At 67.1% G+C, this 20,308-nt stretch carries 19 protein-coding genes and 1 tRNA gene; 9 read left to right on the top strand and 11 right to left on the bottom strand.

Annotated elements, in window-relative coordinates; translation table 11 throughout:
* Positions 1 to 6 precede the first annotated feature (6 nt).
* The 3 genes from GGQ93_RS15550 to GGQ93_RS15540 all read right to left on the bottom strand — a co-directional run bounded on the left by GGQ93_RS15550 (position 7) and on the right by GGQ93_RS15540 (position 2,671).
* Positions 7 to 1,764, bottom strand: coding sequence for a hypothetical protein (locus GGQ93_RS15550; protein ID WP_183218279.1), 1,758 nt, complete (start codon positions 1,762 to 1,764; stop codon positions 7 to 9).
* A gap of 148 nt (positions 1,765 to 1,912) precedes the next feature.
* Positions 1,913 to 1,988: transfer RNA gene (locus tag GGQ93_RS15545), tRNA-Ala, on the bottom strand.
* A gap of 221 nt (positions 1,989 to 2,209) precedes the next feature.
* Complete coding sequence (locus GGQ93_RS15540; RefSeq protein WP_183218306.1) at positions 2,210 to 2,671, bottom strand: TIGR02300 family protein; 462 nt, start codon at positions 2,669 to 2,671, stop codon at positions 2,210 to 2,212.
* A gap of 124 nt (positions 2,672 to 2,795) precedes the next feature.
* On the opposite strand from GGQ93_RS15540, the gene aroA reads away from it, so the two are divergent.
* The 7 genes from aroA to mscL all read left to right on the top strand — a co-directional run bounded on the left by aroA (position 2,796) and on the right by mscL (position 8,253).
* Positions 2,796 to 4,115, top strand: a complete 1,320-nt coding sequence (gene aroA, locus GGQ93_RS15535; protein WP_183218277.1) for a 3-phosphoshikimate 1-carboxyvinyltransferase — start codon at positions 2,796 to 2,798, stop codon at positions 4,113 to 4,115.
* A gap of 4 nt (positions 4,116 to 4,119) precedes the next feature.
* The gene (locus GGQ93_RS15530; RefSeq protein WP_183218275.1) at positions 4,120 to 4,446 is read left to right on the top strand and encodes a type II toxin-antitoxin system RelE/ParE family toxin; all 327 of its coding nucleotides are present in this window, start codon (positions 4,120 to 4,122) and stop codon (positions 4,444 to 4,446) included.
* Entirely contained in the window at positions 4,436 to 4,744 is a 309-nt protein-coding gene (locus GGQ93_RS15525) for an addiction module antidote protein (RefSeq protein WP_182714921.1), read from the top strand. Before GGQ93_RS15530 ends, GGQ93_RS15525 begins: the two co-directional genes overlap by 11 nt.
* Positions 4,744 to 5,388, top strand: a complete 645-nt coding sequence (gene cmk / locus GGQ93_RS15520) for a (d)CMP kinase (RefSeq protein ID WP_183218273.1) — start codon at positions 4,744 to 4,746, stop codon at positions 5,386 to 5,388. Before GGQ93_RS15525 ends, cmk begins: the two co-directional genes overlap by 1 nt.
* Positions 5,389 to 5,545: 157 nt before the next feature.
* On the top strand, positions 5,546 to 7,249 hold the full coding sequence (gene rpsA, locus GGQ93_RS15515; RefSeq protein WP_054764680.1) for a 30S ribosomal protein S1: 1,704 nt from the start codon (positions 5,546 to 5,548) through the stop codon (positions 7,247 to 7,249).
* A 273-nt stretch (positions 7,250 to 7,522) separates the two neighbouring features.
* A complete protein-coding gene (locus GGQ93_RS15510) occupies positions 7,523 to 7,813 on the top strand; it encodes an integration host factor subunit beta (RefSeq protein ID WP_054766822.1) in 291 nt (96 codons plus the stop codon).
* 23 nt (positions 7,814 to 7,836) lie between these two features.
* Positions 7,837 to 8,253, top strand: coding sequence for a large-conductance mechanosensitive channel protein MscL (gene mscL, locus GGQ93_RS15505; protein WP_183218271.1), 417 nt, complete (start codon positions 7,837 to 7,839; stop codon positions 8,251 to 8,253).
* Positions 8,254 to 8,576: 323 nt separating this feature from the next.
* Here mscL and GGQ93_RS15500 read toward each other — a convergent pair whose 3' ends face one another.
* Positions 8,577 to 9,713, bottom strand: a complete 1,137-nt coding sequence (locus GGQ93_RS15500; RefSeq protein WP_183218269.1) for a GNAT family N-acetyltransferase — start codon at positions 9,711 to 9,713, stop codon at positions 8,577 to 8,579.
* A 271-nt stretch (positions 9,714 to 9,984) separates the two neighbouring features.
* Here GGQ93_RS15500 and GGQ93_RS15495 point away from each other — a divergent pair, with 271 nt between their 5' ends.
* The gene (locus GGQ93_RS15495; RefSeq protein WP_054764683.1) at positions 9,985 to 11,748 is read left to right on the top strand and encodes a peptide MFS transporter; all 1,764 of its coding nucleotides are present in this window, start codon (positions 9,985 to 9,987) and stop codon (positions 11,746 to 11,748) included.
* A 70-nt stretch (positions 11,749 to 11,818) separates the two neighbouring features.
* Here the strand turns inward: GGQ93_RS15495 and GGQ93_RS15490 are convergent, their stop codons facing one another.
* Complete coding sequence (locus tag GGQ93_RS15490) at positions 11,819 to 13,891, bottom strand: TonB-dependent receptor plug domain-containing protein (protein WP_183218267.1); 2,073 nt, start codon at positions 13,889 to 13,891, stop codon at positions 11,819 to 11,821.
* Positions 13,892 to 14,035: 144 nt separating this feature from the next.
* Here GGQ93_RS15490 and GGQ93_RS15485 point away from each other — a divergent pair, with 144 nt between their 5' ends.
* The gene (locus GGQ93_RS15485; protein ID WP_183218265.1) at positions 14,036 to 15,007 is read left to right on the top strand and encodes a TraB/GumN family protein; all 972 of its coding nucleotides are present in this window, start codon (positions 14,036 to 14,038) and stop codon (positions 15,005 to 15,007) included.
* Positions 15,008 to 15,021: 14 nt separating this feature from the next.
* Here the strand turns inward: GGQ93_RS15485 and GGQ93_RS15480 are convergent, their stop codons facing one another.
* From GGQ93_RS15480 to GGQ93_RS15455, 6 genes are all read right to left on the bottom strand, one after another.
* Positions 15,022 to 15,327, bottom strand: a complete 306-nt coding sequence (locus GGQ93_RS15480; protein WP_183218263.1) for a hypothetical protein — start codon at positions 15,325 to 15,327, stop codon at positions 15,022 to 15,024.
* 58 nt (positions 15,328 to 15,385) lie between these two features.
* Positions 15,386 to 16,816: a metalloprotease TldD gene (gene tldD / locus GGQ93_RS15475; RefSeq protein ID WP_183218261.1), complete on the bottom strand. Its 1,431-nt coding sequence runs from the start codon at positions 16,814 to 16,816 to the stop codon at positions 15,386 to 15,388.
* Positions 16,817 to 16,875: 59 nt separating this feature from the next.
* A complete protein-coding gene (locus GGQ93_RS15470) occupies positions 16,876 to 17,754 on the bottom strand; it encodes a hypothetical protein (protein WP_183218259.1) in 879 nt (292 codons plus the stop codon).
* Positions 17,755 to 18,097: 343 nt separating this feature from the next.
* Complete coding sequence (locus GGQ93_RS15465; protein WP_183218251.1) at positions 18,098 to 18,277, bottom strand: hypothetical protein; 180 nt, start codon at positions 18,275 to 18,277, stop codon at positions 18,098 to 18,100.
* A complete protein-coding gene (locus GGQ93_RS15460; RefSeq protein WP_183218249.1) occupies positions 18,274 to 18,783 on the bottom strand; it encodes an ATPase in 510 nt (169 codons plus the stop codon). Before GGQ93_RS15460 ends, GGQ93_RS15465 begins: the two co-directional genes overlap by 4 nt.
* A 1-nt stretch (position 18,784) precedes the next feature.
* The gene (locus tag GGQ93_RS15455; RefSeq protein ID WP_183218247.1) at positions 18,785 to 19,984 is read right to left on the bottom strand and encodes a reverse transcriptase domain-containing protein; all 1,200 of its coding nucleotides are present in this window, start codon (positions 19,982 to 19,984) and stop codon (positions 18,785 to 18,787) included.
* Positions 19,985 to 20,308: the final 324 nt, after the last annotated feature.

Raw genomic sequence — 20,308 nt, 5'->3', positions numbered from 1 at the left:
TGATCTTCAGAACAGCAGGTCGGCGAACTCGTCCGCCTCGGCCGGCGCCGCTTCGACGGCCGCCGTCTCGGCCTGAGCCTCTTCGCCTTCCGGCGCAGCGTCCTTGGGAACGGCGTATTCGGCATGGATCAGCCGTTCGCGCGCCATCGTATAGCAGCGCCCGATCTCGTTCATCGCCTCGTCCAGGGCGGCCTCGATCTGGGACAGGTCGTCCACCTCGGGCCCTGCGGCCTCGACCAGGGCGGCGGCGGCGGCGTGAAGGGCGTCGCCCATGTCGGCCTTCAGCCCCAGCTGTTCGGCGGCGACGGTCAGGGACCGCGCCGTGGCGGCGCCCTGGTCGCTGAGGCCGCTCAGGTCGTGCTCGACCACGTCGGCGGCCTGGCGCAGACGGCTGCGCACCCCGTTCAGGCGACCGGCGTCCACCCGCCCGTCCTGATCGCCGCCCGCCTGCCTGTCATTGGCGACGCCCGCCAGGGCGTTCAGGGAGCTGAGCGTCAGATCGGCCTCTTCCTCCAGCTGGCCGGCGTGGCTGCTCAGCTCGATGGCGATCACGCTCAAAGGCTTGCCGATGTCGCCCAGGCGGTTGGAGCGCAGGCTGCTGTTGATGGCCATCTGCTGGATGTCACGCTTGACGCCCTGGATGGCGCCGACCCGGCGCGACAGGGCCTCGACCGCCGAGACGGTTTCGTTGCTGATCCTGTGGGCGTTGGCCATGGCCGCAGTCACGTCGCCGACGAGAAGGCCCGCGTGTCCCAGGCTCTCTTCCAGTTCGCGCAATCCGCCCTTGCCGCCTCGGCCGCCCAGGGCGTTGACCGCCAGGATCTGGGCCGTGTCCGCCGCCATGCCGTTCAGGCTCTGGGTCACCTTGACCGCTTCGGCCTCGAAATCGGCCGCGATGTCGCACATTTGGGCGGCCAGCATGTGCAACAGCCGACGTTCGGCGCGGTCGCGCGCCTCCTCGGCCAGGTCCGACTGGGCCGCCAGGCGGCTGGCGACGCGCAGACCCAGCTGGACGTGTTCGATGCGCTGACGGGTGATGTCGCCGATCTGAAGGGCCATCAGGGCCTTGCTGACCTTGGTCTGGATGTCGCGGGCGATGGCCGCGATCGAACGGGCGACGTCGGCGATCTGGGTGTGCTGTTGCTGAATGGCGCGGGCGTCGACCGCCAGCCGGTCCGGCACGGCGGGGATCAGGGCGGCGTATTTGCCGCTCAGGGTCTGTTCGAACTCCAGGGCCTGTTGCAGGCGGGTCGACAGATCCGTCAGCTGATCGGCCAGTTCGTCCAGCTGGCCGACGCCCAGGTCCAGCTGGCTGCACATCCGCTCGGCGAAGCCTGCGAACTCGTCCGACGCGCGGATGGTGGACCCGGCCGTAATCTTGACGTTCAGCGCAAAGGCCCGGAGGTAGCGCAGCGTTGTGCGCATCGACTCGATATTGGCCTGAAGCTGGGCGCCGGCGACCTTGATGTTGGCGAAATAGGCGATCCGGTCCTGCTGGGCCTCCGGCAGGGCGTTCAGTCCCTCGGCCGTGGACAACAGGTCCTGGGTCGTGTCCGACACGGATTTGGCGTCCAGGGTGACCTCAAGCCGATCCAGGGATTCGATCAGTCGTCCCACCATTTCCAACGACCCCGCCAGCCGGCCCCCGGCGTCGGAGAAGCGGCTTTCGATCAGCGCACGCGCTGTTTCGAGCTGGTCGATGATGGCTGTCGGTTGGACGGGGAGACCGGCCGTGACGGCGAAGTCATGATGCTGGATGTTCACTAACCGTCTCGTTCTGAGCGTCGTTCGGTGAAACATAGGCCGCAACTTACCAACTGAGGGTAAACGCCGTTGCGGCGGGCGGGCGGAGTCGATCAGGGTCCGGAAAATCAAAAGGGGCCGGCTGCGTCGCAGCCGGCCCCTTGGAAACTGGTGGAGCTTAGCGGAGTCGAACCGCTGACCTCTTGCATGCCATGCAAGCGCTCTACCAACTGAGCTAAAGCCCCGGACCTTGCGGTCTGGTTCGCCCGGTTCATCTTGCGATGGCCCCCGGCGAGGCGGCGGAACCTATGTCAGAGCTTTTTTAGGATCAAGCCCGTTTCGACATTTATTTTCACATCGGTTCCGGATGTGAAAAAAGGCAGGGATTTCAAACCGCAAGGGTCCGAAAGCCTGTCCGCCCGCCGCGTCTCCCTAAAGGGAAATACGGCGGGCGCAACAAAAAAGATCAGTCGTCGTCGTCGCGCGACGGCTTGGCGATTTCGTCGTCCAGGTCGTCGTCGTCTTCGTCCTCGATGAAGGGCACCGAGTCGTCGTCATCGTCGCCCAGGTCGTCATCGTCGCCGTCGGTCGAACCCATGCCCGGCTCGTCCGCGGCGTCGGCGGGGGAATCGTCGTCGTCGTCAGGCGTCAGGATCGGCTCGTGGCCTTCCTCGTCGATTTCCGGGGCGCGGATCTCTTCGTCCTCGTCCTCTTCGCCGTCGGCCGCCTTGTCCTTGACCTGATCCTCGGCCTCCTCGTCGTCGGTCGGATAGCCGGGACGGGCGCGGCGGCTGCGCAGCTTCAGGGCTTCTTCGGGATCGAAGTCCGTGCCGCATTTGGGGCAGTGGGCGGGGCGGCGGTTCAGGTCGTAGAACTTAGCCTGGCAGTTCGGGCAAACCTGTTTGGCGCCCAGTTCGGGATTGGCCACGTTTGGAACCTTCAACGGGTTGAATTCGGGGCGGTCCCTTGCCACCCCTCGGAGCCGCTGTCAAAAGCTGTCTTTCGCGCCGCCCGCGCGGCCCTTTCGACAAGCCAGCCTGAAGCGGGTGAAAATGCCGTCCCAACTGACCGCCAGCCGTTCGAACGCCCTCGCCGGAACAGTGCGGGCGCCGGGCGACAAGTCCATGTCCCACCGTTCGATGATCCTGGGCGGCATGGCGTCGGGCGTGACCGAGGTCGAGGGCCTTCTGGAGGGCGACGACGTCCTGGCCACCGCTCGGGCGGTCCAGGCCTTCGGCGCCAAGGTCGAACGGATCGGCGAGGGGCGCTGGCGGATCGAAGGGGCGGGGGGCTTCAAGACGCCCGCCTCGGTGATCGACTGCGGCAACGCCGGCACCGGGGTTCGCCTGCTGATGGGGGCGGCGGCGGGCTATCCGCTGACGGCGACCTTCGACGGCGACGCCTCCCTGAGAAGGCGGCCGATGAAGCGCGTCACCGGTCCTCTCGCCGACATGGGCGCCCGGTTCGACTGGCGGGCCGCCGAGGATCGGCTGCCGGTCGCCCTCACCGGCGGGGCTCTGACGGCGATCGACTATGTGCAGACGGTGGCCTCGGCCCAGATCAAGTCGGCCATACTGCTGGCCGGGCTGAACGCCCAGGGCGTCACCTCGGTGACCGAGCCGGAAAAGAGCCGCGACCACACCGAGCGGATGCTGCGCGCCTTCGGCGCCGAGGTGGGTGTCGAAGAGATGGGCCAGGGCTGGGTCGTCTCTTTGAAGGGGGGACAACCCCTGACCGGAACCTTCGTCGCCGTGCCGGGCGATCCGTCGTCCGCCGCCTTCCCCCTGGCCGCCGGCCTGATCGTGCCGGGCTCGGCGGTGACGGTCGAGGGGGTCATGCTGAATCCCCTCCGCACCGGCCTGTTCGCTGCCTGGCGCGATATGGGCGCCGACCTGACGATATCGAACCGCCGAGAGGCCGGCGGGGAAGCGGTCGGCGACGTCACCGCCCGGCATTCGGCGCTCAAGGGCGTGGTCGTGCCCGAAGACCGCGCCGCCTCGATGATCGACGAATATCCGATCCTGGCCGCCACGGCCGCCTTTGCGGAAGGCGTCACCGTCATGCGCGGGGTGGGCGAAATGCGGGTCAAGGAAAGCGACCGGATCTCGCTGATGGTCGAAGGCCTGCGCGCCTGCGGCGTCCAGGTGGAGGAGGAGCCGGAGGGCTTCATCGTCACGGGCGCCGGGGAGGGCGGGTCGGTGCGCGGCGGCGGCCTTGTCCACACCGCCCACGACCACCGCATCGCCATGAGCCATCTGGTCCTGGGCCTGGCCGCCGACCAGCCGGTGTCGGTCGACGAACCGGGCATGATCGCCACCAGCTTCCCGGGCTTTGTCGAGATGATGAACGGGCTGGGCGGGCGGATCGCTTGACGAAATGTCGCCTATAGACGACAGTGGGTATGTTGAGATTGAACTGACGCCGCAGTTCGTCGCTTGGCGCGCTAGGCTGCGGGACGCACGGGCGTTGGCGAAGATCGCCGATCGGCTGACAAGGCTTCAGTTCGGGCACTGGGGCGACGTCAAACCCATCGGGGAGGGCGTCAGCGAACTGCGGATCGACGTCGGTCCCGGCTACCGCGTGTACGCGTTCCAACGGAACCGCACCTGGGTCGTCGTGCCTGGCGGAGGCGACAAGTCGTCCCAAAGGCGGGACATAGAGGCGGCCTTGCTTCTGGCGAGAGAGTTGAGAAATGCCGATTGAGACTGTCCCCTTCGACGCCGCCGACTTTCTCGACACGCCGGAGGCGGTTGAAGAGTTTCTGGTGGCGTCGTTTGAATCCGCCGCCGAACTGGGCGATCCGCGCCTGATCACAAATGCGCTCGGCGTGGTCGCCCGCGCCAAGGGCATGACCCAGATGGCGCGCGACGCCGAACTGTCGCGCACCGCCCTCTATCGCGCCCTCAGCGAAGAAGGACGGCCCGAGCTTTCGACCATCTTCAAGGTGATGCAGGCCCTGGGTCTTCGCCTCGCCCCGGTTCGCGTGGACTCCGCCGCCTGATGTCCCTGATCATCGCCGTCGACGGCCCGGCCGCCTCGGGCAAGGGCACCATCGCCGCGCGTCTGGCGCGGACCTATGGCCTGCCGCATCTGGACACGGGCCTGCTGTACCGCGCCGTGGGCGTGAAACTGCTGGAGGCCGGCCGGTCTCTCGATGACGAGGCGGCCGCGACCGAGGCTGCGCGGTCCCTGGATGTCGCCGGCCTGTCCGACGATCCCCGCCTGACGACCGGCGAGGCGGGCGAGGCGGCCAGCCGCGTGGCGGGCCATCCCGGCGTCCGCGCCGCCCTGTTGGATCTGCAGCAGGCCTTTGCGGCCCAGGCGGTCGGGGCGGTTCTGGACGGGCGCGACATCGGCACGGTCATCGCGCCCGACGCCCCCGCCAAACTGTTCGTCACCGCGACGCCCGAGGTGCGCGCGACGCGCCGCTGGAGACAGCTGACGGCGCGCGGCTTCGACATCGGCTTCGAAGAGATGCTGGCCGATATCCAGCGTCGGGACGCGCGCGACGCCGGCCGGGGCGCGGCCCCCATGGTCCAGGCCGAAGACGCGGTCTTGCTGGACACGACCGATATGGATATAGAGGCCGCCTTCGATGCGGCCCGCCGTATCGTCGAGACGGCGCGCGCGAAACACGGTCTCTGACCGGTTTTGCAAATCCAACGCTTCGTCCTCGGCTTCCGCGGGCGTTCTGACCGATCCGGCCTCGCATCCTGACGACCTGCCTATCCTTTTTGACGTCCACCTCGCGCGGGGCCGTTCGGCCGCGCGCCACAGCCCCTACGGAACGCTTTTCAGCTCCATGACTGACACCCTCACCCCCACCCGCGACGATTTCGCCGCCCTGCTTGACGAACAACTGTCGGGCCGCGACTTCGGCGAAGGCCAGGTCGTTCACGGCCGCGTCGTCGGCATCGAAAAAGACATCGTCATCATCGACGTCGGTCTGAAGACCGAAGGCCGCATCGCCATGCGCGAATTCGGCCAGGGCGAAGACGGCGCCCTGCCCAAGGTCGGCGACAATGTCGAAGTCTATCTGGAGCGCGTCGAAAACGCCCTGGGCGAGGCGGTCATCAGCCGCGACAAGGCCCGCCGCGAAGAAGCCTGGACCCGTCTGGAAGCCGTGTTCGCCGAAGGTCATCCGGTCAACGGCGCCATCGTCGGCCGCGTCAAGGGCGGCTTCACCGTCGACCTGGGCGGCGCCTCGGCCTTCCTGCCGGGCTCGCAGGTCGACATCCGTCCGGTCCGCGACGTCGGCCCGCTGATGGGCAAGGAACAGCCGTTCCAGATCCTGAAGATGGACCGCCCGCGCGGCAATATCGTCGTCTCGCGTCGCGCCATCCTGGAAGAGGCCCGCGCCGAACAGCGCACCGAGCTGGTCGGCCAGCTGCAAGAGGGCGAAGTCCGCGACGGCGTCGTCAAGAACATCACCGACTACGGCGCCTTCGTGGATCTGGGCGGCATCGACGGCCTGCTGCACGTCACCGACATGTCGTGGAAGCGCGTCTCGCACCCGTCGCAGGTTCTCGCCGTCGGCGACACCGTCAAGGTCCAGATCGTTAAGATCAACCCGGACACACAACGTATCTCGCTGGGCATGAAGCAGCTGCAGTCGGACCCCTGGGACGGCGTGGAAGCCAAATATCCGGTCGGCGCCAAATACACGGGCCGCATCACCAACATCACCGACTACGGCGCCTTCGTGGAGCTGGAAGCCGGGGTCGAGGGCCTGGTGCACGTCTCGGAAATGTCCTGGACCAAGAAGAACGTCCATCCGGGCAAGATCGTCTCCACCTCTCAGGAAGTGGACGTGGTCGTCCTGGACGTCGACGCCTCCAAGCGCCGCATCTCGCTGGGCCTGAAACAGGCTCAGGACAATCCGTGGGACGCCTTCGTCGCCAACCACCCGATCGGTTCGACCGTCGAGGGCGAAGTCAAGAACGCCACCGAGTTCGGCCTGTTCATCGGCCTGGACAACGACATCGACGGCATGGTCCACCTGTCCGACCTCGACTGGTCGGTCTCGGGTGAAGAAGCCATCCAGCGCTATCGCAAGGGCGAGATGGTCAAGGCCAAGGTCCTGGACGTCGACGTCGAGAAGGAACGCGTCTCGCTGGGCATCAAGCAGCTGGGCGGCGATCCGATCGGCGAGGGCGATGCGTACCGTCGCGGCCAGCAGATCACCGTCACCGTGACGGCGATCGAGTCGGGCGGCATCGAGGTCAAGTTCGGTGAAGACGACGCCCCGGTCACCGCCTTCATCCGCAAGTCGGACCTGTCGCGCGACCGCAACGAGCAACGTCCGGAACGCTTCGCCGTCGGCGACCGCGCCGACGCCATGATCACCGCCGTGGACAAGGCCTCGCGCCGCATCTCGGTCTCGATCAAGGCGCTGGAAATGAAGGACGAACAGGAAGCCATCGAACAGTTCGGCTCGTCCGACTCGGGCGCTTCCCTGGGCGACATCCTGGGCGCCGCGCTGAAGAACGCCGGCTCCAAGGAGTAAGGCGCTCGCCGCAAGGCGTCAGGCGCTTCGCTCAAGCAGCGAAGCGCCGCGCGCTTCGCGATAGCGACCAAAAAAGACCAAGGCGGCAGGAGCGATCCCGCCGCCTTTTTCCTGTGCGGCGGCGGCCAATGACCGGAACCGGACATAATTCATGCAAATCCGAGGGCTCGCGGCCCGATAGGGGCTTTTTAGAGGGGCGGGCGGCGGTTAGGGTGCCGTACAGTGGATCATCGGCGGGCGCGGCCTGCCGATCATGAGCTGGCAGGGGCCCTGATGATCAAATCCGAGCTGATCGAGAAGCTTGCGGCGGAAAACACCCACCTGACCCATGCGGAGGTGGAGCGGCTGGTCAATGTCATCCTGGGCGAAATGACCGGCGCCCTGGCCGACGGCGGCCGGGTCGAACTGCGCGGCTTCGGGGCCTTTTCCGTCCGTTCGCGACCGGCCCGCGTCGGTCGCAATCCCCGCACCGGCGAGACCGTGGACGTTCCCGCCAAGGCCGTGCCCTTCTTCAAGAGCGGCAAGGAACTGCGCGAACGTCTGAACGCTTCTGGGGACGCCTAAGCCTAACGACCGAAAGACCCCGCATGAGCCTTCTGTCCGAGTTCCGCGAGTTCGCGATCAAGGGTAACGTCGTCGATCTGGCGGTCGGCGTCATCATCGGCGCCGCCTTCAACGGCATCGTCAAAAGCCTGGTGGATCAGGTGGTGATGCCCCCGATCGGTCTGCTGACCGGTGGGGTCGATTTTTCCGAGCTGGAATGGGTGCTGCGGCCCGAAAATCCGGCGACCGAAGAGGTCGAGAAGGTGGCGATCCAGTACGGCGCCTTCGCCAACACCGTGATCCAGTTCCTGATCGTGGCCTTCGTCGTCTTCCTGTTGGTCAAGGGGATCAACAGTCTGCGCCGCCAGGAAGCCGCCAAGCCGGACCCGGCGCCTTCGGCCCCGACCCCGACCGAGGCCCTGCTGACCGAGATCCGCGACTCGCTGAAGGCCCGGCCTTAAGGTCTGATCGGCTGAGCGACGCCGCGACCGGCTCCGCGCTTCGCCTTCGAACCGACGTCCCTATAGATTCGGGCGAGAAGCTCTCTATTTTTCAACGCCTTGCGGATTGAGCCGCCCAATCGGCCGTCGGTCCTTCCGACGCGCCTAGACTGGCGTTTCGGTCTTTGACATCGCAAGGGACGGCGCGACGGTTCGCCGACGGACTGTCCGATCGACGGCGGATTATTCTTCAGTAAAATCAAAGGGCGTCGGACAGATCGGACACATCGGACACCTTTTTTCGTGTCCGATCGCCGGCCCGACCCGGAGCAAGACCGGTCGGCTCAGACGGCGGCCGTCTCGCCTGGTTTCGCGCCGGATCGACGATCGGCGGGCGCCGGCACGGGGCGCAGGCAGACGGCGTAGTCGCCGTCGAACGGGGTGGGGCTCCATTCCTCGGCGGAGACGGGATCGCGGAAGACGGCGTGGCAGTGGCCCCATCCGCCCTCGCGCCGGGCCTTGGCGGTCAGGGCGCCCAGACGCTCAAGCATCTCTGGCGTCGTCACCTGCAGCCTGACCTTGGCCGCGCCCAGGCCCCGCGCATTGTCGATCAGGGTCCGCGCCAGGATTTCGATCGCATCGCCTGCCCCGTCCAGCGCCGCCAGATCCAGTATGTCCAGACAGGGCGGATCGATCAGACGGGTCTTGTTCATCTGGGCCAGGGCGACGCCTTGCAGCCGGTCCCGGTGAAAAAGGCCCAGAACCACAGGCGCCAGGGTCATGTCGGGGTCGCTCATGCGCCAGGCCATGATCTCGGGGCTGCGGTCGGCGATCAGCCGGCCCTCGGCGACCAGGGCCCGCCAGAAGTCGGCATAGGGCGAACCCTCGCCCAGGTCGGTCAGCACCCGGACCCCGTCCGGCAGCTTCAGGCGGCGGGGTTTGAACAGGCGGCGGTTCATCAGCCGGTCGCCCAACCGCCGGGCCGTCTCCGCCGACACTCCGCCCAGCAGTCCGCGCAGCAGCCGGCCCTTCGCACAGGTCAGGGGATCGACCCTCCAGGCCAGCTTCAGGGCGTGGGTCTGGGCCGGCGCTGGCTTGAAGCCGAACAGGGGATAGAGCGGCGCCGACCGGGCGTTGGCGTTCAGGGTGTAGCAGGCGAACAGGCCCGACTGGGCCAATATGGCCTTGATCAGGGGCCGGCTGGCGCCCCGTCGTTCGGGCGGAACGATGATGGAAAAACCGGTGGCGGCGTAAAGAACCTCGGGGCCGCGCCGAAACCTCTGGACCAGATTGCCCAGCATGGCCCGGGGCGCATCGGCCTCATCGACGACGACCCAGCCGGTCGGGGCGTCCAGGTCCCGTCGCGCCGGATTGGCCTCCAGCCACCGCCACCCCGCCTCGGACCGCTCGGGCCAGCCGACCTGGCGGTGCAGGGCGTTCAGCGCCGCATAGTCGGATCGGCGGATCGGCCGCACAGCCATTCAACACTCCCTCCCGTCCTCGACCGGGCCATATTGGCGCCCCGGCGGCGGGATGCGGGGACCTCTGCATATCGGGCGCCACTTCGGCGCATCGCCGGGTGCGGCGAGGGGGCGCATAACCTTAACTCTTGTTCGGGTTTGCTCCCTGTGCTGGGTATGCGCCTTTCGCGCGCCCCGTTGAGGCGCGGCAGTTGGGAGTGAGCCGTTGACAGTGACGGATGGGGGGGCGCTCGCGCCTCGTAAGACTTTCCTGGGGCACCCGCGGGGGCTGGTGATCCTGTTCTTCACGGAAATGTGGGAGCGTTTTTCCTACTATGGCATGCGGGCCCTGCTGGTCCTCTATCTGACCCAGCACTTCCTGTTCGGCCCGGCCGAGGCTCAAGGCATCTACGCCGCCTACGCCGCCCTCGTTTATCTGATGCCGGTCCTCGGCGGCCTGATCGCCGACCGCTATCTCGGATCGCGCAAGGCCGTCATCATCGGCGCCGTTCTGCTGGTCCTGGGGCACTTCACCATGGCCTTCGAAGGCACGGGCGGTCGCGAGCGCCTGACCATCGGTGACACCACCTATGAGCTGCAGGTCGAGGGCCGCGACCAGAACCGCCGCATCTTCGCCGTCAACGGCGATGAACGGGTCCAGGTCGCCATATCGCCCGAAGGCGTCTCCGCCGTGGGCGCCGAGCCCTCCGCCGCCAACGCCTCCGATGTGGCGGCCGTCGCCACGGGAGCGGCGATCAACGCCCAGCCGACCGGAGCGCTGGATCCGGCGACCGCAGCCGCGCCCGAGGCCGCCGCCAAGGCCGGCTTCCCCGCCTTCACCGCGACCGGCGCCTATACGCTGGAGACCACGCGGGATCTGGCGCTCGGCGAGCCGGTTCTTTTCCTGGCCCTGTCCCTGATCATCGTGGGCGTCGGCTTCCTGAAAGCCAACATCTCAACCGTCGTCGGCGCTCTCTATGAAGAGAACGACCCCCGGCGCGACGGCGGCTTCACCATCTTCTACGTGGGGATCAACCTCGGTTCCTTCCTGGCGACCATCGCCTGCTCCTATCTGGGCATCAAATACGGCTGGGCCTACGGCTTCGGCCTGGCCGGCATCGGCATGCTGTTCGGCCTGCTGACCTTCGTCCTGGGCCAGTCCTGGCTCGAAGGCCGCGGCGCGCCGCCGGTCCCCGTTCAGGGCCGTTCCATCCTGGGCGTGCCGCTGGTGCCTTTCTTCTGGATCGCCGGCATCGTCGCCGTCATCCCGACCTGGCTGCTGATGCAGCGCCACGAGATCATCGAGACGGCCCTGCCGTGGATCGCGGGCGTCATCTTCGCCGCCGTGGTGGGCTTCACGGTCTTCCGGCTCAAGGGCGCCGAGCGGTCGCGCATGCTGGTCGCCCAGGTGCTGATCTTCTTCTCGGTCCTGTTCTGGGCCCTGTTCGAACAGGCAGGGTCGTCCCTGACCCTGTTCGCAGACCAGTCCACCCAGATGCCGTCATGGTTCAACGCCGCCATGACCCAGACCTTCAACCCCGGCATCATCGTGCTGGGCGGGCCGATCATCGCCGCCCTCTGGGTCTGGCTGGCCAAGCGCAAGCTGGAGCCTTCGACCCCGGTCAAATTCTCCTTCGGCCTGGTCTTCGTCGGTCTGGGCTTCCTGGTGCTGACCTGGGCTGCCGCGACCCAGGCCAACGACGCCTTCCGGGTGCCGCTGATCTTCCTGTTCCTGACCTACTTCTTCCACACGATCGGCGAGCTGTGCCTGTCGCCGGTCGGCCTGTCGATGATCACCAAATTGTCGGTGGCGCGGGTGGTCGGGATGATGATGGGCGTCTGGTTCCTGTCCAGCTCCGTCGCCCATATCGTCGCCGGCATCATCGCCAAGGCGACGGCGACCGACACCGTCGCCGGCGTCGTCACCAGCCCCGAGCTGGCGCTTCAGACCTATGGGTCGATCTTCGGCACCATCGGCTGGACGGGCGTCGGCGTCGGCGTCTTCCTGCTGCTGATGTCGCCCCTGCTCAAGAAGGGCATGGCCGGGATCCACTAAAGCCCGCCTGTTCGACGCAAGAAGCCCCGGCGGAGCGATCCGCCGGGGCTTTTCGTTGGCGTCAGCCGCCTCAGAAGGTCTTGCGGACCCGGATGGAGGCGAAGGTGCGCGGGTCGACGACGCTGTCCTCGACGAAGGCCACCGCGCGGGTGTCGCGGTCGGCGAAGACGGTGCGGCTTTGGGTGAAGTCGTCCCACAGGTTCAGCTGGGCCCGGATCGCCAGGGTCGGGCTGGGCTTGTATTCGGCGAACAGCTCGAAATAGTCGGTTCCGCGCCAGCGCGAGACCTGATCGGGCGAATAGCTGGGCTGGCCCAGATAGGGCAGCCAGTTCACCCCCCATTGCAGCTTCAGGCGCGTGATGTCCTGCTCGAGGCCGACATTGGCCTGGGTCGGACGAACGCCGGAGATGGGCCGCTTCTCGCCCGTGGTCGGATCGGTGACCTCGGTCTTGTTCCAGTCGTTCCTGAAGGTGAAGCGGGCGCCCGTGACGCCCAGCTTGTCCAGCGGCACGGTCACGTTCAGCGACAGCCGGTCCAGCGTCCCCTCGCCGATATTGCCCACCGCCGACAGGCCGCCGGCCAGGGGGATGCGGTCGATGGCGTCGATGATCTCGTCGTGGCGATAGCCGATGGAGACCACGCCCTCGCCCCAGAAGCGGCGCTCATAGGTCAGCTCGGAGATCCAGCGCTGCTCGGGCTCCAGATCGACGTTGCCGCCGTAGACGTTCTGTTCCTCCAGGTCGGCCGAGGCGGCGAAGTCGGAGAAGTCGAGCTGGCCCAGTTCACGCTCGAAGCGGAAGCGCAGCTGGTTGTTCGGCATCGGCGTCCAGGTGGCCATGAAGCGGGGCTTGGCGAAGAAGAAGCTCTTCTCCTGATCGGCGTCGCCCGACTGGCTGATGGTCGAGGCCTCCAGGCGCAGCCCCGCCTCCAGCGTCAGGTCCGGGTGCAGCCGCCAGGTGCTCTTGGAGAAGGCCTCGCCCCGCGTCTCCTCCACCTTGACCGAGGCGCTGGGCAGGGCCACCGGGGCGCCGCCCACGCTATAGGCCTGATCGGTCTGGCGCATGTTGTAGGCCACCTCGCCGCCGGTCTCGATCGTCAGCTTGGGCGACCGCTCGTGACGGATCAGGGCCCGCAGGATGGTCTCGGACCGCTCGCCCGAATAGACGAACCGCTCTTCCGGGGCGTCCAGACCGTTGCTGAGGACGTTGTAGGTCGAGACCCCGTCCCAGCTGCCGAACTCATGCATCAGCCGGGTTTCCAGCTTGAACCGGTCGTTCAGCGGCCGCTCCCAGGTGACGCCGAACTCGCCGCTCTTGTTGTCCTCCTGGTCGAGGCTTTCACGGAAGGCGCTCGCTGACCGGCTGTTGTAGTAGCCGTTCCAGTCGTTGATCCCATAGCGGGCGGTCAGGTCGATCTTGCCGCCGGCGATCGGACCCGCATAGGTCCCGCGGATCGAATTGCCGCCGCCGTAGCCGTCAGTGTCGGTAACCTCGTCGCGCAGCACATCGCCTGCGGCGTTGCGGCGGACGGTTCGGCCGGGGCCGTTGGAATCGCTCATACTGATGCCGTCGGACAGGGTCACGCCCCAGCTGCGGTCGCCGTCTCGGGCGGTGAACTGATAGCTGCCGCCGTAGAGATCCTGGCCCGCGCCTTCGAACTGGGTCGTGTTCCACGTCAGGATCGACTGGCGGCTGGCCTCGGTCTTCAGGATGACGTTCACCACCACCGAGAAGCCCTGCATGTCGATGCCGGGCGCGCCGCCGCGGATCAGCTCGATCCGTTCCACCTGACGCGCCGGGGTGCGGCTCAGCACATTGGAGCCGCCGTCGTTCTTGGAGGCCGGACGGGCGTTGTTGATCAGCACATTGCCGACCGCCCCTTCAAAGCCGCGCGCCCCGGAACCGTCGTCGACCTCGAAGCCCGGCACGCGATTGACCATGTCGAGCGCCGTATTGGGGCGCTGGGCCGCGAAGAAGTCGGGCGTGAAGACCAGAACGCCGCGCTGGGTCGCGTCGGCCAGGGGCGCCTGGCCCGCCGGGCCGGTCGGAACCGGCGCCTGGGCCACCTGGGGCTCGTCCCCCGCGAAGGCCGATGCGGCCGACAGGAACAGGGCGGTGCTGGCCAGCAGCAAGGTCTTCGTCATCGGTCTTCCCCTCGAATGTTGTCGAGGGATGTGCCGTCAGCGGACGTTCATCTCCAGTTACAAGGCGGAAAGGTGGATTAAATCGCCGCCATCATTACAGACATTTCATTACGAAACCGAAAGGCGCGCGAATACAGTGAAGTCATGAACCGTATCCCCGCTCTTCTCTGTTCTATTCTGCTTGCCGCAAGCGCAGGCTGGCGGGCGACAGCCCAGGAGGCGGACCCGCCGGCCGATGCGGTGGAGGACATCGTCGTCACCGCCCGTCGGATCGAGGGGCCGATGTGGGAGGTCAGGCGCGGGGACGCGACCCTGATCCTGGTCGGGTCGATCGACGGCCTGTCGCGCGACATGGATTGGCGGACCGAAGCCCTGACGACGGCGGTGGAGCGGGCGGATCGGGTGCTGTTCCCGGTGCAGGGGCGGGCGTCCCTGGCCGATCTGGGGCGGGTCATCTGGCGAGCGCGGACCCTGACCCGCCTGCCCGAGGGCCGGACCACGGCCGACTATCTGCCGGCGGAGCTGGAGGCGCGGCTGGAGGCGGTCACGGGCGAGGGGCCCAGCCGCACCAGCCTGCTGCTGCTGTCAGCCGAGCTGATGGAGCGGGGCGGCTACGCCCGGCGCGAGCGGCCGGTCTCGGACGTGGTGCGGCGGGCGGCGCGGACCAACCGCAAGCCGGCCGAGCCGGTCGGCACCCTGCGGGGGGATGAGATCATCGACCGGGTGCTGACCACCCCGCCCGAGCGGTACCTGGACTGTATGGCGCGGGCGGTGACGGCGGCCGAGCTGGGCGAGGCGGAGGGCGAGCGGCGGGCCGAGGCTTGGCGCCGGCGCCGCGTCGCCGAGGTGCTGGCCTCGCCCCTGGATCAGGCGGTCAGCGCCTGCTCCTACTGGGCGGTTATGGATCAGGGGGCGGCGCTGGAGACCCTGTGGGGCCAGGCCGTGGACGACGCCCTGGCCGAGGGCGGGACGACGGTCGCCATCGCCCCGCTTCGCCTGCTGGCCCAGCCGGGCGGCCTGTTGGACCGGCTGGAGGCCCAGGGGCTGGAGCCTCTGGGCCCCGACTGGCGGCCGCAGCCGCCGGCCGAGGCCCCAGGCGGCGCGCCTATTTCGTAAGCATTATCAATGGGTTAGTTGGCGGGCGTCGCACGTTCCGGCACGGCGTCGCGGGCGGCCTCGCCGATGTTGTCGGCGGCGTTGCCGACGCTTTCGGCCGCCCCGGCCACGGCGTTGGACTCGATGGCGTCATTGCGGTTCATGTTCATCAGGAACCAGCCGATGACCAGGACCAGGGCCAGGCCGATGATCAGGGCCACGATCCCGCCCATGCCGCCGCCGCTGCGGCGCTCGACGATGGTGGGGGCGGGGGCGCGGTCGTTTTCGGTGATCCGTTCGACCCGGCCGTCGGGATGTTCGACAGTGCGTTCCGTGGACATGGTGTTTCCTCTCCTGTGTGGCGGGGAAACTCACGGTCGCGCGATCCGGTTCCGCCCCCTAGACCGCCGTTCCGCCGACGGTCAGGCCGCCGATCTTGAGGCTGGGCTGGCCGATGCCGACGGGCACGCCCTGTCCGGCCTTGCCGCAGACCCCGACGCCGGGGTCGAAGGCGAAGTCGTCGCCGATCATCTGGATCTTCGTCAGGGCCGTGGCCCCGTCGCCGATCAGGGTGGCGCCGCGCACGGGGGCGGTGATCACCCCGTCCTCGATCAGATAGGCCTCATTGCACTGGAAGACGAACTTGCCGTTGGTGATGTCGACCTGACCGCCCGAGAAGTTGGCGGCGTAGAGGCCGCGCCTGGTGTTGGCGATCATGTCGGCCTTGGAATCCCGCCCCCCCTCCATGAAGGTGTTGGTCATGCGCGGCATGGGCATGTGGGCGAAGGACTGGCGGCGGCCGTTGCCGGTGGCGGCGACGCCCAGCTGACGCGCCGACAGCCGGTCGTGCATCAGCCCGACCATGATCCCGTCCTCGATCAGGACGGTGCGGCCCGTGGGCGTGCCCTCGTCGTCGACCGACAGGGAGCCGCGCCGCCCGGCGATGGAGCCGTCATCGACCACGGTCACGCCCGGCGCCGCCACCCGCTTGCCCATCATGCCGTTGAAGACGGATGAGCCCTTCCTGTGGAAGTCGCCCTCGAACCCATGGCCGATGGCCTCGTGCAGCAGGACGCCGGGCCAGCCGGCCCCCAGGACCACGTCCATCTCGCCTGCCGGACAGTCGACGGCGTCGAGGTTGACCAGGGCCTGGCGCAGGGCCTCGTCCACCTGGGCCTGCCAGCGTTCGGGCGCCACCCAGGCCTCGAAGCCCGCCCGGCCCCCGGCGCCGGAAGAGGCGCTCTCGCGCCGGCCGTTCTGCTCGACCGTGACCGAGACGTTCAGCCGCACCAGGGGCCGCACGTCGCGCACCGCCCGGTCGTCGGCCCTCAGGATCTCGATGGCGCGCCGCTCGCCGACCAGGGAGGCCGAGACCTGGACCACGCGCGGATCGCGGGCCCGGGCCCAGGCGTCGATCTCGGCCAAGAGGGCGATCTTGTCGGAAAAGGCGGGCGAGGCCAGGGGATCGACCTCGGCATACAGTTTCTGATTGGTGGCGCGCGGCCCCTCGGCGACGCGGGCCTCATGCCCCGCCTTGGCCAGGGCGGCGCTGTCGGCGGCGCGGCCCAGGGCGGCGGCCGAAATCTCATTGGCGTGGGCGTAGCCGGCGGTCTCGCCCGCCACGACCCGCAGGCCGAACCCCTCGGTGGCGTCATAGGCGGCCGATTTCAGCCGCCCGTCGTCGAACACCAGGCTCTCGCTCTCGGAGCGTTCCAGAAACAGCTCCCCGTCGTCCGCCCCGGCTAAGGCGGACTTCAGGATCGACAGGGCGTCGTCGGTCGAAACGCCGGCGGCGTCGAGGAGGGGCGGCGGGGCGGCATGAAGGGTCATGACGCCTAGGTAGGGGCTGAAGCGCCCCTCGTCACCTGTTCAGGACCGGATCGGAACCGTCAGGAGGGGACGGGCGTGGAAAAAACACTGTCCGATGTGTCCGATGTGTCCGGTTGGTCCGATGTGTCCGGCGCCGGATCGACCGGATCGGGCCCCATCAGGACGACCGCCTTGACCGCCTTTTCCAGCAGGCGGCGATAGACGGGATTGCTCAGGTCCAGGCCGGCGAAGGACCGCTCCAGGTCCGTCAGGGCCTTCATCTGGCGTTCCAGCACCTCAAACCGATCGCAGTCCGACAGGGGTTTGGGGCCGGAGCGACGCTTGGGCGCAGGCGGTTTGGGCGCGGGGGCGGCCTCGGCCGACGGCGGACTCAGAGTCTGGGCCTCAGCCTCCGCCTTCGCCGCCTCTTCCGCCTGGGCCATGGCCGTCAGCTGGGCGTGCAGCCGCATCCAGCGCCCGGCCTCCACCCCTCGGCCCGCCAGGATCGCCCGCTGCATCCGCACCCGGGCGTGGCCCGCCAACAGGCCGTAGTCGCACAGGCCCGCCGCCGTCTCGGCCTCCAGGTCCACGGGCGCGTCCGCCTCTCCCGCCTCGAACCCATGGTCCAGAGGTTCGGTCTGATCCTGATCTTGGCGCAGCCAGCCCTCGTCGCGGGCGCGGGCGTAAAGGGTCGACCGCGCCAGGCCGAACCGCCGACAGACCGAGGCCCCCGGCTCGCCCGCCGCATAGGCCCGCTGGATCGCATCCCACCGGTCCTCCGATATCCGGCTGTAACCCCCGCCCCTCTGATAGGGATCGCGCACCCGCCGCCCGTCATACAGGGGCCGGTCGTTCAGGGGTTCATCGTCCCAGGCCCGCTCGGCGCCCGGCTCCGCCATCCCCTCCGCGCCCCAATCCCCGTCCCCGTCCTCGCCCCAGCCGCCTGCCGTCGCGTCCATCCGTCCCTCCCGACCGATCCGCCCCGATGCGGAGCCGCCTCAGTATGAGGTCGGGGGAAAGGGGTGATGGGTCGATTGTCGGAAAGCGCCGAAAAGCAGTGGGGAATCAGAGGGCGGTGTGGGGGAAGGGGTGGGGGCAGGGGGCGGATTTCGCACCCGACTTTCGTCATCCTCCGGGCCGCGCAGCGGAACCGGGGGACCCAGCGGCGCGCGAGAGCGCGAACCTGTCGCGGACCAGGTCTTCCCGCAGCGTGCGGCGGGCGGATTTCGCCTGACGGCGCCGCTGGGTCCCCCGGTCTGCGCCGCGAAGACGCGGCTTGCCGGAGGATGACGAAAGGGAGGGTTAGGCCGTCTTCTTTTTCCGGGGCGCGGCCGGAACGTCGGCGGCCGTGACCAGACGCCCCTTCCAGCCGGGCGGCGGCAGGAACTTGCCGGACTTCTCCTCGCGCGTGCCTTCGCGCGCGATCCGGGCGGCGTCGCGCAGGGCCTTCAGGGTGGTTTCGCGGTCGAAGATGCTGCTCATTTCGGTCCCCAATCTAACAGATCGGGCTCGCCGTCGCTAACCCCATAGACCTCCCATTGGTCCACCAGGGGCTTATAGACCGTCTCCAGATAGTCGAGGCTGAGCTGAAAGCGGCGGCGCAGCGTGTCTTCGGGAATGCCGTGCCCGCCCTGGGCGACCCGCCGCGCCACCCGCATGACCGAGAAGTCGGCCGAGGGCGGGCGCAGATAGACCAGTTCGACCCGGTATCCCGCCGCCCGCCAGCGACGGATGCGGCCGGCGTGGGATCGGGTCGCCAAGGTGGTCTCCAGAACGACATCGGCCCGTTCCGCAAACAGGGCCTCCAGCCGCTCCAGCACCAATCGTCCGGCCGCCAGATCGCGCGAAGCGCCGTCCCCCTCCAGATCGCGCGCCACCTCGTCCGGATTCACGAACCGAAACGCCTCCGCCCGCTGACGCAGGAAGCGGTTGATGAAGGTGGTCTTGCCGGCGCCGTTCGGTCCGGCGAGGAGGACGAGGGTGGGCATGCTAGATGGAAGGTGGTGCTGATGTCAGCGATTCGGCTTTGGCCTCGGCACGCTTTGTACGACCCGCGACGGCTCGATCTATCTCTAAGTCGGCTCGCGCTCTAATACGCTTTCGATGGTTCCGAAGTTGACCGAGAATATTTTTGTTCTTCGGAGCAAAGACTTCCGCTGCCTTCTGGGCGTACGTCCAGAAAGTCCATTTCGTATAGTCTTTGGAGTTCTCGGCGAAATCTTCGACGCGGCCAAAGCGCGCTATTAGCCGATCATAGTCAAACGACGCTTTTAGCTCGGCTGCCGACCTATTGGGGTAGCGGCGGGCTGCTTGGTTGGCGTCGCGGCGCGCGGCCATGGCTACTTTTCTGTAGAGGTTAGATAGAGTTGCGTCCCTCAAGTACACCCGCTTTCCGTCGAAACGGAAGCCAAGATACTCCAATCCGTTACCTCCTTGTGTTCCGTGAACGCGATCACAAAAGAGACCGCCATTAGGATCTTTCGTGAACACGTGTGCCACAGCCTTCTCTTCTTTAATTTTTAGTTTGGCTCCGAAGTTAGCAATGGCCGCTTGGCAGTTAGCTATCCAAACGTGCGCCTCGATCTCGCCGCCTGGAACGACGATGAACACGTCGTCGGAGTATCGAAAATAGACCCCTCCGGCGGCTTCAACCGCCGCTTTTAGCTGAAGGTCAAAATTCATCATATAAATGTTGGCAAGAACGTCTGACATCGGCGAGCCCTGCGGGATTCCGTGCTTTTTGAAGTTCTTTTTAACTATAGAACCAAGCGGTCCTCCGGATATTTTTTCTCTGAATTGCTTTCCGGTACAAAGTTGCTTGGGTACGTCTTTGTAGGGGGTCAGATACCCCATGATATCTTTGCCGTCCTTGGATTTTCGCTTTGGGCCGTAGTGCCCCAGACGTTCATACACGGCCTGGCGATCCACAAACGAGTAGCTTGTAATTGCTCTGAAGACCGCAAAGTGATCGTCGGGCAGCCGCGACACGCCGAGGAGGCCTTGCCAAGCGGTCTTTAGCATTTCGTGGTCGAGCGACTCAAAGAAGCTACTGATATCAATCGCTATTGCTGCGCAATTTTGGAGCCGCTCGACGGCTTCAAACGCATCCTTAGCAAAATGGATGTTGCACTTTCCGCCGCGCCCATCGGCTGTCGGTATCCTGCGATATGCCAAGACGTTCTGACTCAAGCCGTTGGCGGCGAGTGCCTCCTCATAAGCTTGTGCGAGGATGTGACGGTATCGAGTGAAAATGTAGGCGTCTCTTCTCGCTCCGTACCGAATTGGCCGCGACTTTGGCTTGCCGGTTTGGCCTTCCTCAGCGAACCGGTTCCAGCGTTCCGCGTAAAGCAGGAACGGGTAGAACGTGTGAGCGGTGACCGCTGCGGCGTTCGATGCATATGCTGTTGCTTCGTCCGTCGTGACGTGACCCCCTGAAACTCCTCCAGGAATAGCTAGAGTCCGCCCCTCGAAAGGACGGACAGAATGAAGCGATCACGGTTCACGGAAGAGCAA

The sequence above is a fragment of the Brevundimonas aurantiaca genome, from assembly GCF_014199955.1.
In the GTDB taxonomy this organism is placed as follows: Bacteria; Pseudomonadota; Alphaproteobacteria; order Caulobacterales; family Caulobacteraceae; genus Brevundimonas; species Brevundimonas aurantiaca.
Note: the sequence above shows the minus strand (reverse complement) of the source record. Positions and strands in the feature narration are given on the sequence as shown.